This is a genomic window from Segnochrobactrum spirostomi (assembly GCF_009600605.1).
GTDB lineage: Bacteria > Pseudomonadota > Alphaproteobacteria > Rhizobiales > Segnochrobactraceae > Segnochrobactrum > Segnochrobactrum spirostomi.
Window position 1 is genome coordinate 107,420 of the sequence record NZ_VWNA01000002.1, and the last position, 13,733, is coordinate 121,152.

The window sequence follows — 13,733 nt, forward strand, 5'->3', positions numbered from 1 at the left end:
AGGGTTTCGGAACGCCCATGGCGAACGATCTTGAGTGCCGCGAGCTCGTGAAATCCTACGGGCCGTTCCTGGCGGTCGCCGGCGTGTCGCTCGCGGTGCCGAAGGGGTCCTTCTTCTCCATCCTCGGCCCCTCGGGATGCGGCAAGACGAGCCTGATGCGGATGATCGCGGGCTTCGCCGAGCCGACGTCGGGCGAGATCCTCATCGGCGGCCGCTCGATGCACGGCGTTCCGCCGAACCGGCGGCCGGCGAACATGGTGTTCCAGCACCTCGCCCTGTTCCCGATGATGAACGTCGCCGACAATATCGGCTACGGCCTGCGCCGGCGTGGCATGGCGCGCGCCGAGATCACCCGCCGGGTCGGCGCGGTGCTCGAGCGGATCGGCCTTCCCGACGCGGCCGGAAAGCGCATCGACCAGCTTTCCGGAGGGCAGAAGCAGCGCGTCGCGATCGCCCGCTGCATGGTGCTCGAACCGACCGTCCTTCTGCTCGACGAGCCGCTCGGCGCGCTCGATCTGAAGCTGCGCGAGCACATGAAGGTCGAGCTGAAACAGCTCCAGCACCAGTTCGGCACCACCTTCGTCTACATCACCCACGACCAATCCGAGGCGCTCGTGATGTCGGATCAGGTAGCGGTGATGAACCGCGGCCGGTTCGAGCAGGTCGGTACGCCGGAAGACCTCTATTATCGCCCGACGACGCCGTTCGTGGCGGGCTTCGTCGGCGACAGCCACCGCTGGGGTGGCCGCGTCACCGGTCGCTCCGGCGACAGCCTGCGGGTCGAGACCGAGACCGGCCTCGTGCTGGAGGCCGCCGCTGCGCAGCCCCTCGCCGAGGGCGACAAAGTCGCCGTGTTCGTCCGCCCCGAGGCGATCGAGGTGCGGGCCGCGGGCGCACCGGCGGGCGACGGCCCGGCCTTGAACGTCTTCGGCGGAACCCTCGAAAGCCTGCTCTTCAACGGTGCCAACAGCCGCGCCATCATCCGCCTCGCCCGCGGCGATCTCGTCGCGGCGGCACTGCCCCAGACGCCGGCGAACGCTCGTCTCGGCGAAGGGGCGGCGGTCGAACTCCGTTTCGCGGCCGCGGCGACGCTCGCCTTCTCGGCCGATCGCGAGGCGCCATGAGCGCCGGTCCCGCCCAAACGGTTGCGGTCGACGGGCAGGCTGCGGCACGCCGCCTCTCGTTCCTGCTCGTCTTCGCGCCGTTCGCCTTGTGGATCGCGCTCGTGATCCTGGTGCCGCAGCTCAATCTCCTGTTCCTCTCTCTCCAGGAGAAGATCGGGCCGCGCCACTACGTGACCGGCGTCGGCAACTATGCCGACCTGTTCGGCGAGCGCGTCTATGTGCTGACGCTGGTGCGCACCGTTGTGATGTCGCTGATCGCCACCGCCGCGACGCTCGTGATCGGCTTCCCCGTCGCCTATTACATCGCGAAGATCGCCCGCGGCCGCGCCCGCACCGCCCTGTTCGTGAGCTGCCTCCTGCCGTTCTGGGTGAGCGAGCTCGTCCGCGTGTTCGGCTGGATGCTGATCCTGCGCGAGACCGGGCTTCTGTCGCGCCTGCTGCAATGGCTCGGCCTGGTCGATGGCCCGGTCGAGTTCCTCTACAACGACGTCGCCGTGATGGTCGGCCTCATCTACACGTCGATGCTGTTCATGGTCGTGCCGCTGATCTCGACCCTCGACAGCCTGGACGACGCCCTGGTCGAGGCCGGCTACGATCTGGGCGGCAACGGCTTCGCGGTGCTCCGTGAGATCATCGTGCCCCATGCCAAGCCCGGCATCGTCGCCGGCTCGATCATCGTCTTCATGCTCAATCTCGGCAATTATCTCACCCCGACGCTGCTCGGCGGCAAGAACAGCCAATGGTTCACCGCGCAGATCTATTCCCAGTTCATCACGCGCTTTAACTGGGAATCCGGTTCGGCCTTCGGCTTCGTGCTGCTCTTGACGTCGAGCCTGCTCGTCTGGCTCGGGCTCAGGGTGACCGGGCAGACCTTGTCCGGCACGGTCGGGAAGGGCTGAGCCATGATGCTGCCGTCGATCCCCGCGCCGCGCACCCTCACGATCGCCTACCGCGCCTATGTCGCGCTGTTCTTCCTCTATCTCGCGATCCCGCTCGTCGTCGTCGCGGCGTTTGCCTTCAATGATTCCCTCTATCCATCGCTGCCGTGGAAGGGCTTCACCCTCGATTGGTTCTTCGGCACGACCGCGCCTAAGATCGGCCTCTTCTACGACACCGCGATCCTGCGCGGGCTCCTCAATTCGCTGATGGTCGCGGTCGTCACCACGGCGGCCTCCGTCTTCGTCGGCACAACGACCGCCTTCCTGTTCGAGCGCTACGAGTTCCGCTTCAAGGGCGTGGCCTACATGCTGATGCTGGCGCCGCTGGTGATCCCCGGCGTCATCCTGGGCATCTCCATCCTCGCCTTTTCGTCCTCGATCGCGAACGCGGCCGACGACGCCTTCGGCATCGAACTCAGCGCCTTGCGGCCCGGTCTTCTCCTCGTCGCCCTCGGCCAGTTCTCCTTCATTGCGACGATCGCCACGCTGGTGATCTCGTCGCGGCTGCGCAAGTTCGACCGCTCCCTGGAGGAGGCCGCCCTCAATCTCGGCGCGACGCCGCTGAGCGCGATCCTCACGGTCACGCTGCCTTATCTCTCACCGGCCCTGATCGGCTCGTCCCTCGTCGCGTTCCTGATGTCGTTCGAGAACTTCAACACGACCCTGATGCTGGTCGGCTCCGACGCGCCGCTCACCATCACCATGTTCGACCGCATGAAGCAGGGCTCCACGCCGGTGCTCGATGCCGTCTCGCTGTTTCTGATGCTCGGGTCGGGGCTCCTCGGGCTCATCTCCGTGATGGCCCAGCGCCGCGGCGCGAAGGGGGCGGAATGAGCGCGGGTGGCTCCTCCACGGCCGCGCTGGAGGCGGATTACATCGTCGTCGGGGCCGGTTCCGCCGGATGCGTCGTCGCCGGCCGGCTCGCGCAATCGGGGCGCTACCGCGTCCTCCTGATCGAGGCCGGACCGCGGGACACCTCGCCCTGGATCCACCTTCCGATCGGCTACGGGATGTCGTTCTACAATCCCCGTGTCAATTGGATGTACCGCACCGAGCCGGTGCCGGGTCTCGACGGGCGGGTGATCTATCAGCCCCGCGGCAAGGTCATCGGCGGCTCGAGCTCGATCAACGCCATGGTCTATTCGCGTGGCCAGGCGAGCGATTTCGAGGCCTGGGCGGCGATGGGCAATCCCGGCTGGGGCTGGCCGGAGGTGCTCGCCGCCTACCGCCGCATCGAGGACCACGCGCTCGGGGAGAGCCGCTGGCACGGGGCCGGCGGGCCGCTCGCCGTCACCGACATCCGCGACAACGTCCACCCGCTCTCCCACGTCTTCGTCGCGGCGGGCAAGGAGGCCGGATACCGCTTCAACCCGGATCTCAACGGCGAGACGATCGAAGGCATAGGCTATTACCAGATCAACACCCGCGGCGGCTTTCGCGTCTCGGCGGCCCGGGCCTGGCTCAGGCCCGCCGCGCGCAGCAGGGCACTCAGGATCGAGACCGATGCGCTCGTCACCCGGATCGATCTCGAGGGCCGGCGCGCCGTCGGCATCACCTTCGAGCGGAGCGGCGCCACGATCGCGGCGCGGGCGCGCCGGGAGGTGATCCTGTGCGGCGGCGCGATCAACACGCCGCAGCTCCTGCAACTCTCCGGCATCGGGCCCGGATCGGCGTTACGCGGGCTCGGCCTCGCCGTGCGGCACGATCTGCCGGCCGTCGGCGCCCATCTCCAGGATCATCTCTGCCACGACCACGTCTACCGGTCGCGGCGGCCGAGCCTCAACGACGACCTCCTACCGCTCGCGGGCAAGGTGCGCGTCGGCCTGCGCTACCTGCTGACCCGCGGTGGGCCGCTCTCGCTCAGCGTCAACCAGGGCGGCGGCTTCGTGCGCTCGGCGCCCGAGGTCGCGGCACCGGACATCCAGCTCTATTTCTCTCCGCTCTCCTACGAGCGGGCGCTGCCCGGCGTGCGCGCCCTGATGAAGCCCGACGCCTTCTCGGGCTTCTCCATGAGCATCTCGCCGTGCAACCCGACGAGCCGTGGCGAGATCGCCCTGCGCTCGCCCGATCCGCGCGTCGCGCCGGAAATCCGCGCCCGCTATCTCGACACCGAGGAGGACCGCCGCATCGCCCTCGCCGGCGTCCGCATCCTGAGGCGGATCGCGGCGACGCCGGCCATGGCGGCGTTGATCGCCGAGGAGATCAAGCCCGGCTCCGAGTGTGAGGACGATGCGGCGATGCTCGCCGACATCCGCGCCCGCGCCTATTCCGTGTTCCACCCCTGCGGCTCGTGCCGCATGGGGCCGGATGCGCGCGCGGCCGTCGTCGACGCGCGGCTCAGGGTCCACGGCCTCGACGGCCTGCGCGTGGTCGACGCCTCGGTCTTCCCGCTGGTCACCTCCGGCAACACCAACGCCCCCGCCATGATGGTCGGCGAACGCGGCGCGACCTTCATCCTGGAAGACGCCGCGGCCGGGTGAGGCGGCCGGTCACGCCGCGGTGCGCCGGAGCGACAAGCCCTCCGCATCGAACAGGTGCAGGTGGTCGGCAGGAGCGGACAGGCGCAGGAGTGTGCCGCGGGCGACGTCCCGGTTGCCCGGGAGCTTTGCGATCAACGGTTGATCGCGGCCGATGTCGAGATAGACGAGCTGCACCTCGCCGAGTTGCTCGATGAGATCGACGCGGCCCTCGATGAGCGGCTCTCCCTCTGACGCGATGGAGAGATCCTCGGGCCGAACGCCGAGGCTGACGGCCGAACCCTCCGACACGGCCGCATTCGGAAACGGCATTTCGACTGCACCGCCCGCCGCAGGACGTACGGCGATCTGCGAACCGTTGTGCAGGATCGTCGCCGGCAGGATGTTCATCGCTGGCGAGCCGATGAACTGCGCCACGAAGAGATTGGCCGGGCGGCGGTAGAGCTCGACCGGGGACCCGACCTGCTCGATGTGGCCGTCCTTCAGGACGACGATCCGATCGGCGAGGGTCATCGCCTCGACCTGATCGTGGGTGACGTAGATCATCGTGGTGTCGGGCATCGAGGCCTTGAGCTTGGCGATCTCGATGCGGGTTGCGACGCGCAAGGCGGCGTCGAGGTTCGAGAGCGGCTCGTCGAACAGAAAGACCTTCGGGTTGCGGACGATCGCCCGTCCGATCGCGACCCGCTGGCGCTGGCCGCCCGACAGGGCTTTCGGCACGCGGTCGAGATAGGGTGTCAGTTGCAGCCGCTCGGCCGCCTGCCGCACCTGCCGGTCGATCTCGGCCTTCTTCGCGCCGGCTATCTTCAGGCTGAACGCCATGTTGTCGTAGACGCTCATATGCGGATAGAGCGCGTAGGACTGGAACACCATGGCGATGCCGCGCCGCGAGGGCGGGACGTGGTTCATCAGGTCGCCGTCGATGCGCATGTCGCCTGCGGAGATCGTCTCGAGCCCGGCGATGCAGCGTAGAAGCGTCGATTTCCCGCAGCCCGACGGACCGACGAACACCACGAGCTCGCCCGAGGCGATGTCGAGATCGATGCCGTGCAGGACCTCCATAGCGCCGTAGGTCTTGCGGATCTGTCGAAGGGTCAGCTCGGCCATGCGGTGGCTCCGGCATGCGGGAAGGGGATCGGCCATGCCATCGCGTCAGTGTTCGCTGCCGCCGGGCATGAGGCGGGAGACGTGCCGGGTCCAGGCCGGCGCTTCTTCGTTGCGGATCTCCGCGTCGTTCCGGGTCCGAATGGCCTTGCGCACCAGCTTGGCGCCGACATAGCGGAAAGGCTCCGGCGGCAGCCGTGTGCGGCCCTTCAGTCCGACGAGACCGCACGTTCCCCAGCGGTCGTCCCGCCCGAGCATCAAGCTCGCCAGGATGCGGCCGGCGATCGGGGCCTGGGCGATCCCGGTGCCGTTGAAGCCCATCCCGAAGACGATGTTGGGGTGCGTCTCGAGACGATCGAAGACCGGGATGTGCTCTGCCACGCAATCGATCGGGCCTGACCAATCGAACGCGATCGGCACGTCGGCGAGGCTCGGATAGACGCGTTTCAGCTCGCGGATGTTGTCGCGGCCTCGGGTCGGGCTGCGGTTGAAATCGGCGCCGAAATCGCCGCGGAAGGCGACGTTGCCGCTGCCGCGGCCGAACACGACCCGGCCCGACAAGGCACGCTGATAATAGAGCACCTGCTTTTGGGAATCGCAGATCGAAATGCCCTCCTCCCAGCCGAGACTGTCGAGCCGTTCGGGGATCGGGGCGGTGGCGACGATCACGCTGTCGACCACATAGAGATAGCGGCGGAGTTCGGGGAGGGCGGAGAGCCAGGCGTTGGCGGCGAGGGCCACCTTCGAGGCCGTGAGCGAGCCCGAGGCGGTGTGAAGCGTCGCGGGATCGCCCGGGACGACCTTGAGGACCGGGCTCCGCTCGTGGACGACGATGCCGCGCGCGAGGGCGAGATCGCGCAGGCCGCGGGCGAGCTTGGCCGGATGCACCGTGCCGGCCTGATCCTCGACGATGCCCATATAGGACGCGGACGAGCCCGTGCGCCGGGCGATCTCGTCCGCCGACAAGGGGCGGAAGCGTCCCGCGCCCGTCTCGGCGGTGAGCGCTTCGGCCTTCGCCCAGGCGCCTTCCTGGGCACGGGAGCTCGCCGTCCACATCCAGCCGTTGAGGCGCAGGTCCATGTCGATGGTGCCGCTGCGCTGGAGGTCGGCGAGCTCCGCGATGGCGTCGACACTCGCCGCGCAGAGCCGACGCGCCTCGTCGAGCCCGACCACGGCGGCGATCTGGTCGAGCTCGGCATACCAACTATGGACCTGCCCGCCGTTGCGGCCTGAGGCGCCCGATCCGCAGAAGTCCGCCTCGAGAACGGCGATCTGCAAGTTCGGCGCGGCATCGCGCAGCCGCAGGGCCGTCCAAAGCCCGGTGTAGCCGCCGCCCACGATGGCAACGTCGACCTTCAGATCGCCCTGGAGCGGCGCCGTCACAGGACCCGCCCCGATGTCCTGCAGCCAGAACGAACGCTCGGCCGGCGCGGCGGCGGCAGGTTGGCGCAAGCGGATCTCCGCCATGGCGGCCTCCTCATTCTGCGGTGATGGCGGCGGCGTACTTGACCGGCAACCAATCGGGGACGGGGCGAGGCGTCTGCGGGAAGCCGCCGAGATAGGTGCAGGTCTGCGAGGCGGCGTGCGCCGCCTTCGCCAGCGCCTCGTCCGGGGGAAGACGTTCGATCTCAAGCGCCGCGACGAAGACGGCGATGAAGCTGTCGCCGGCCCCGCAGGTGTCGACGACCTCGACCGGTTCGGCCGCGACATGGCGGATGGCGTGCCCGTCGTCATAATAGGCGCCGGCCGCGCCGCAGGTGACCACCGCCCGCTCGGCCCCCGCTTCACGCAGGGCCGCGAGGAGACGCTCCGGCGGGGCCTCGCCCGGATCGCCTCCGGAGGCGAAGACGAGCGGCGTGCCGGCGATCGGGAAGGCGAACGGGCTGGTCGAGAGGTCGATGCTGAACCGCACGCCGTCGCCGATGAGGCGCTGCACGAGCGCAGGACTCGCATTGGTGCCGAGGTGCACCCAATCGGCCTCTCGGACCGCCGCATAGCGCTCTGGTGAGGGTTCATAATGGGCGCCGATGCCGAACGCCTCGAGGAGGAAGGTCCGGTCGCCGTCATTGTCGCGCAGGAGCGTCACGGCGGTGTCGCCCGGCCGGCGCTCGACGTCGCGCGGATCAAGGCCGGCCGCGGCGATCTCGGCGAGGAGGATGTCGCCCTCGCGATCGTCGCCCACCGCGCCGAAATAGCGCGCGTTCCAGCCCGCGCGATGCCACTGCACGGCGACGTTGAGCGCGTTGCCGCCGACCGTCAGCAGATCCCGGTTGAGAAAGGCGTCGAGGCAATTGTCGCCGACCGCCACCAGCTTTGCCGCACCCATCCGTTTGATCCGATCGGTCATTGCACGCCGCCCTCGCGGTGAAGATGCGGGCCGCTGGCGTCGATGTTCCGTTGCCGCGCGGCGACCGGATCGAGCCCATGAGCGCCGTCGCCGAGGCGCTGGAACGACAGCGCGCCGGCCCCCCAGGCGAGGTGGCCGTTGGGCCGACCTTCAACCACGTGGACCGGGTGACAGCCGAAATTGGCTCCGATCGGCTGACGGAAGGCGAGCTGCGGCATGACGGCTCCTGAACCGGACGGGGACACGCGGCGGCGATGGGCTATTTGCCCATGCCCTCGGCGAGGCCGCGGATGAAATAACGCTGCGCGGCGAAGAAGATGGCGACGATCGGCAGGGCCGAGATGGTCATCGCCGCGAAGACGATCGCGTAGTTCGTGCCGTGCTTGGCCATGATCGAGGTCAGGCCGACCGGCAACGTCTGCATGTCGGCACCGCTCGTGAAGATCATGGCGAACAGATATTCGTTCCAGGCGAACAGCACGTGCAGGATGACGCAGGAGACGATCACCGGCCGGCACAGCGGCAGCATGATGCGCCAGAAGATCTGGCCTTCCGAAGCGCCGTCCATGGTCGCGGCCTCGTCGAGGTCGCGCGGCAGATCGAGCATGTAGGCGCGGATGAGGAAGGTCGTGAACGGCACGCGGAACGCCGTGTAGAGAATGATCAGGGCCCAATAGGTGTTGTAGAGCCCCATCGCCTGCATCATCTTCACGAGCGGGATCAGCGCCACCGTGGGGCTCAGCATCAGGCCGCCCAGCACGAAGCCGACGACCAAGGGCTTGCCCGGCATTCGCGACCGCGTCAGGCCGTAGGCCGTCCAGGCACTGATCAGGACCGTGCAGAGGCCCGAAGCCACCGTCACGATCAGGCTCACCGCGACATAATTGCGGACGCCCTGATTCCAGGCCTGGACATAGTTGTTCCAGTTCCAGCGGCTCGGCAACGCGAACGGGTTGCCGAAGATCAGCGCATTGTCCTTGAAGCCGTTCAGCGCCATCCAGACCAGCGGATAGAGCACCACGATCCCGATGCACACGAGCAGCGCATGGACGAACGTCTTGCCGATGACTGCGACGACGTTGATTTCGCCGGCCGGATGAGAGTCCAAGGCGTGGCTCACAGCTCTACCCTCCGTCGCCGCGTGTACCAGAGCTGGGCGAGGCCGGCCGCGAGGGTGACGACGAAGATCACCGCCGCGATGGCCGCGCCGTAGCCGAAGTCGTTCTGGATGAAGCCTTGCTGATAGAGCCACGTGCCGAGCACTTGGCTCGCATTGTTCGGGCCGCCCGCGGTCATCACCATGATTTCGTTGAAGACCTGGAAGGCGCCGGTGATGGTCACGATGACCATCAGGCCGGTCATCTCGCGCGTCATCGGAAAGGTGATCGCGAAGAGACGGCGGAGCGGCCCGGCGCCGTCCATGATCGCGGCGTCGTAGAGCTCGCGCGGGATCTTCTGGATGGCGAGGCCGAACAGGAGGGCGGAATAGCCGAACCCCTGCCACTGGCTCATAGCGATGACCGCATAGATCGCCGTCTGCTCGCTGCCGAGCCAGGGCAGGCTGAGATTGCCGAGGCCGACCGCGGACAGGAACGCGTCCAAGAGACCGGTCCGCGGCTGATAGACGAAATAGAACAGAAGTCCCGTCACGGTGATCGAGATCGCCGACGGGATGAAATAGACGGCGCGCCAGAACCGCCGCAGCCGGTCGCTCTCCAGCCCCTCGACGATCGCCGCCAGAACGAAGGCGGCGAACACCTGGAATAATATCGAGATCACCGCGTAGAGGACGTTGTTCCCGAGGGCGGTCCACACCACGGGGTCGTCGAGCAGCCGGGCATAATTGTCGAGCCCGACGAACTCCGTCTCGCCGCTGTAGATGTCCTCGTAGGTCGTGCTGACGATGAAGTTGTCGACGATCGGGCAATAGACGAACCAGGCGACCAGCACGACGGCGATCAGCACCCAGCGGGCGGAGAACCAACGATGGACCGCCACGGCGTGGGCTTTGGTCGGTCGGCTCCCCGCGAAGGGGGAGCCGATGCCGGTCAAGTTCTCGGTACGTGCCATGCGACAGATCCGTCTCGTACCGCGATCGCGCTCACTTGCGCTTTGCGTCGGCGGCCGAAGCCTTCTTCACCGAGGCCATGACCTGATCCGCGGTCATGGTGCCGCCGAGCAGCGCCTGGATGCTGGAGAGCCAAGCCGCCGCCACGCGCGGGGTGTTCGCCGTATCGAGCCACGGCATGAGATAATCGGCCTCGGCGATGTCCTTGAGGCCTTCGACGACCGCCGGGTTCATGTCGCTCGGCGAGGCACCGCCGATGGTCGCGCTCGGCTGGCCGTAGGGGGGCGCGGAGAGCACCTTGGCATTCGCGGGCGACGTCACGAACTTCATGAAATCGATCGCGAGCGGGATGTTCCGCGAGGCGGCGCTGATCATGTAGCCTTCCGGCGCGCCCTCGATCGCCTTGACGTCGCCCTTCGCGCCCGCCGGCGGCGGGAGGCGGAAGAAGCCGAACTCGTCGCGCTTGAGCTTGGTGTCGGCCGCGGCCGACTGATCGAATTCGATGATCTCCTGATAATACATCGCCGAATCGCCGTTGCTGAGGCTCTGCAGGGCGGATGCGTAGGATGTGCCGTTTACCGCGGCGCCGTCGGTGCAGCGATCGGCGAGCTGCTTGAACTGGTCGAGCGCGGCGACGTAGCCCGGGTCGTCGAACGTCGCCTTGGCCGGATCGAAATCGCGCTCGAGCGTCGCCGTCGGCACGTTATAGGCGACGAGCTGCCCGATATAATGGAGCGCCGGCCAGGCTTCCTTGTTGCCGAGGGCGATCGCGGTCGTGCCGGACTTCTTCAGCGCGTCGCAGCTCGCCAGAAGCTCCTCGAACGTCTTCGGCACGGCAATCCCGGCCTTGTCGAAGAGCGGCTTGCTATATCCCATGAATTTCGCATCGAGATAAAGCGGGATGCCGTAGAGCTTGCCGTTGTATTCGAAGGCCTTGACCGCGGCGGGGCTGATCGTCTTGCCCCACGGCGTGTCGGGGCCGATGACCTTGGAGAGGTCCACGGCGCGGTGGCCGCGGACGAAGTTCTCGCCCCAGCTTCCCGTCCAGGAGAAATAGACGTCGGGAAGCGAGTTGGAGGCGACCAGCGTCTTGGTTTTGCCCTTGATGCTGTCGTCGCTCTCCTGGATGAGTTCAATCTTCACACCGGGATGGAGCGCCTCGTAAGCCTTCGCCACATTGACGAAATAAGGTGAAAGCTGCTGCAGGCCGAATTTGGTCAGGACCGACAGCGTGCCGTTATAATCGACCTTCGCATCGGGGTCGGCCACCACCGCATCCCGGGCGAGGCCGGGGGCGGTCGACAGGGCGAGCACGGATGCTGTGGCGAGCGCCACGACAAGCGATGAACGTTTCACGAGCAGCTCCTTCCGGTGGGTGGGTCGATCAATATTCGACGCGCTTGTAATAACGGCGGGTCGTCAGCGGGTGATTGCGCAGCACTTCGAGGTGGGCGTTGAGGCGTTCCAGCCTGGTTGCGAGGATAATCGGCGAGATCAGCGCGCGGACGCGCGGCGAAATTCCCGGCAGCGAGGCGTCGGCCGCATCGAGGACACGGACCTTGTCGGTATAGCGGCGGGCGAAATTCTCTACGCGCTCGGACAGGCGGCGATAGGGATCTTCGCCCTTGAAGACGAACACCGAGACGCCGGGCTCGACGAGTTCCAGCGTGCCGTGAAAGAAGTCCGCCGCGTGGACCGGGCGGGTGCGGATCCACTGCATCTCTTCGAGGATGCACATCCCGTAATAATGCGCCTCGGGCCACACCGATCCGGCGCCGGTGAAGATGTGATAGGTCTCGTCCTTGATCGTCGCGGCGAGCGTGGCCGCGGTGTCCTCGAACGCTTCCTTCACACCGACGAGCAGCTTCGGCAGCAGCTTCAACTCGTCCACGACGGCGTCGAAATCGTCGAACTCGCCGCGCGCCGACAGCAGCGACAGCACGATGATCAGGGTCTGCAGGTAGAACGATTCCGAAGACGTGTCGTCTTCGGCGAAATTGGTGAAGGTGAAGTCGGCGTCGCGGCCGAGCGGCGTATCGCGGTGGCCGGTGAGGGAGAGCGTGCGCACGCCCCGCGCCTTCAGGAAGCCGAGAAGCTCGACGCTCTCCTTGGTGGTGCCGGACAGCGAGGGCGTCACCACGAGAGCCTTGGGACCGAGGCCGGCGGGCGGCTCGATGATGACCTGGGCCGGATAGGACGCCGCGACGGGGAAGGTGGACGAGCGCTGGGCCAGTTCGACCGCCGGCAGGGTGAGGAATTGTACGCCGCCGGTCCCCATGAAGAACAGACGCTCGAGACCTTCATCAAGGAGTCTGCTCATCAAGGGCTTGATTTCGGTGGCTATCGAGACGGCACCGCTCTGAATACGGACAAAGCGGTCCTGGTCGAAATTCAGCATCACGTCGTTCCTTGTGCGCAGATATGCATAGACATTCGCACTCACGCAAAAGAGTGCGTTGCACGACACGCTGGTCGCGCCGGTTTCATTGGTGAGACTCAATGTGAGATCGTTCTCACAGGGGGATTAGTGCATAGAACGCGCGCGCTGGCAAGCGAGCCGTCTCAAGAAAATCGATGCGAAGAAAATGGCGGCGGCGAAGGACGCGTCAGCGCGCGCGGGGACGCGAGACCGAACCGCGGACGATGAGACGCGTCGGGAAGCGGGTCTGGCGCGGGGATTCGCTGAGGCCGTCGAGCCGTTCGACGAGCAGGCGCGCCGCGAGCGGGCCGATGTCGGCGATCGGCTGGGCGACGACCGTGATCTGCGGATCGGTGAAGGTCGCGAGATCGAAATCGTCGAACCCGATCAGCGAGACGTCGTGGGGAATGCTGATACCCATCGAGCGCAGGCCGAGGAGGGCCCCTTGCGTCATCAGGCTGTCGACCGTGAACAGGGCGGTCGGCCGGTCGCGCTGACTGAACAGGCGGATGGTCGCGTCGATCGCGTGCTCTACGGCGGAGCGCGACAGGGCGATCAGGCTTTCGTCCGGGGCGATGCCGTGATCTGCGAGCGCCATCAGATAGCCGGCGTGGCGCTCTTGGGCGGTGAAGATCTGCGAGCCCTCGGTCAGGAAGCCGATACGCCGGTGGCCGTTCGCCACGAGATAGGAGATCGCCTCGTGAGCGCCCGCCTTGTTGTCGACGATGACGCTGTCGCAGCGCACGCCCTCGGCGACGCGGTCGATCAGCACGCAGGCCATGCCCTCGCGCACCATCTTGGCGATGTGGCGGGTGTCGCTCGACGAGGCGGGTGCGAGGATGAAGCCGCGCAGGCCGAGCGAGCGCAGGCTCTCAAGCACTTCCTTCTCCTGCGCGACGTCTTCCTCGCTGCTCGCGATCAGGAGATTGCGCCCCTCCTTGCGCAGTTCGACCTCGAGATCGTGGGCGATATGGGCGAAGAAGGGGTTCTGGATGTCGCCCGGCACGAAACCGACGATCGGCAATTGCCCGCTGCGCAGCGCCTTGGCGACGCGGTTCGCGCGGTAGCCGAGGCGATCCGCCGCCTGCTGGACGCGCAAGGCGGTCTCGTCGCCGACATAACCATAGCTGCTCAAGGCTCTCGCCGCGGTCGCGCGCGAGACATTGGCCGCGAGGGCGACGTCCTTGAGGGTTATGCCTTTCTGTTTCACGCGCCCCGTCTCCGCGCCCGCGCCGACGCGCCGGCGGGAGGGCCGC

Annotated in this window: 13 protein-coding genes; 4 read left to right on the forward strand and 9 right to left on the reverse strand. The window is 67.2% G+C overall.

Translation table 11 applies throughout. The features are described from left to right. The first annotated feature begins 17 nt into the window (after nucleotides 1-17). From F0357_RS19055 to F0357_RS19070, 4 genes are read left to right on the forward strand one after another with little or no spacing between them, the layout of a single operon-like run. On the forward strand, nucleotides 18-1,124 hold the full coding sequence (locus F0357_RS19055; RefSeq protein WP_153487756.1) for an ABC transporter ATP-binding protein: 1,107 nt from the start codon (nucleotides 18-20) through the stop codon (nucleotides 1,122-1,124). Then, nucleotides 1,121-2,023, forward strand: coding sequence for an ABC transporter permease (locus F0357_RS19060; protein WP_153487763.1), 903 nt, complete (start codon nucleotides 1,121-1,123; stop codon nucleotides 2,021-2,023). Before F0357_RS19055 ends, F0357_RS19060 begins: the two co-directional genes overlap by 4 nt. Nucleotides 2,024-2,026: 3 nt before the next feature. Beyond that, the gene (locus F0357_RS19065; RefSeq protein WP_246161765.1) at nucleotides 2,027-2,896 is read left to right on the forward strand and encodes an ABC transporter permease; all 870 of its coding nucleotides are present in this window, start codon (nucleotides 2,027-2,029) and stop codon (nucleotides 2,894-2,896) included. Then, a complete protein-coding gene (locus tag F0357_RS19070) occupies nucleotides 2,893-4,542 on the forward strand; it encodes a GMC family oxidoreductase (RefSeq protein WP_153487771.1) in 1,650 nt (549 codons plus the stop codon). The genes F0357_RS19065 and F0357_RS19070 overlap by 4 nt, the downstream gene beginning before the upstream one ends. 9 nt (nucleotides 4,543-4,551) lie before the next feature. On the opposite strand, the gene F0357_RS19075 is transcribed toward F0357_RS19070, so the two are convergent. From F0357_RS19075 to F0357_RS19115, 9 genes are all read right to left on the reverse strand, one after another. Then, on the reverse strand, nucleotides 4,552-5,646 hold the full coding sequence (locus F0357_RS19075) for an ABC transporter ATP-binding protein (RefSeq protein WP_153487789.1): 1,095 nt from the start codon (nucleotides 5,644-5,646) through the stop codon (nucleotides 4,552-4,554). A gap of 45 nt (nucleotides 5,647-5,691) precedes the next feature. Further along, complete coding sequence (locus F0357_RS19080) at nucleotides 5,692-7,110, reverse strand: NAD(P)/FAD-dependent oxidoreductase (protein ID WP_153487797.1); 1,419 nt, start codon at nucleotides 7,108-7,110, stop codon at nucleotides 5,692-5,694. 10 nt (nucleotides 7,111-7,120) lie between these two features. Further along, nucleotides 7,121-7,969: a PfkB family carbohydrate kinase gene (locus F0357_RS19085; RefSeq protein ID WP_153487804.1), complete on the reverse strand. Its 849-nt coding sequence runs from the start codon at nucleotides 7,967-7,969 to the stop codon at nucleotides 7,121-7,123. Between the two features lie 17 nt (nucleotides 7,970-7,986). Then, nucleotides 7,987-8,208, reverse strand: coding sequence for a hypothetical protein (locus tag F0357_RS19090; RefSeq protein ID WP_153487812.1), 222 nt, complete (start codon nucleotides 8,206-8,208; stop codon nucleotides 7,987-7,989). A 41-nt stretch (nucleotides 8,209-8,249) separates the two neighbouring features. Continuing rightward, nucleotides 8,250-9,110, reverse strand: coding sequence for a carbohydrate ABC transporter permease (locus tag F0357_RS19095; protein WP_312861733.1), 861 nt, complete (start codon nucleotides 9,108-9,110; stop codon nucleotides 8,250-8,252). Continuing rightward, the gene (locus tag F0357_RS19100) at nucleotides 9,107-10,060 is read right to left on the reverse strand and encodes a carbohydrate ABC transporter permease (RefSeq protein WP_153487818.1); all 954 of its coding nucleotides are present in this window, start codon (nucleotides 10,058-10,060) and stop codon (nucleotides 9,107-9,109) included. The genes F0357_RS19095 and F0357_RS19100 overlap by 4 nt, the downstream gene beginning before the upstream one ends. 31 nt (nucleotides 10,061-10,091) lie before the next feature. Further along, nucleotides 10,092-11,414: an ABC transporter substrate-binding protein gene (locus F0357_RS19105; protein ID WP_312861734.1), complete on the reverse strand. Its 1,323-nt coding sequence runs from the start codon at nucleotides 11,412-11,414 to the stop codon at nucleotides 10,092-10,094. A 28-nt stretch (nucleotides 11,415-11,442) separates the two neighbouring features. Next, complete coding sequence (locus tag F0357_RS19110) at nucleotides 11,443-12,456, reverse strand: SIS domain-containing protein (protein ID WP_153487831.1); 1,014 nt, start codon at nucleotides 12,454-12,456, stop codon at nucleotides 11,443-11,445. Nucleotides 12,457-12,664: 208 nt separating this feature from the next. Then, nucleotides 12,665-13,687, reverse strand: coding sequence for a LacI family DNA-binding transcriptional regulator (locus F0357_RS19115; RefSeq protein WP_312861735.1), 1,023 nt, complete (start codon nucleotides 13,685-13,687; stop codon nucleotides 12,665-12,667). Between the last annotated feature and the right edge of the window lie 46 nt (nucleotides 13,688-13,733).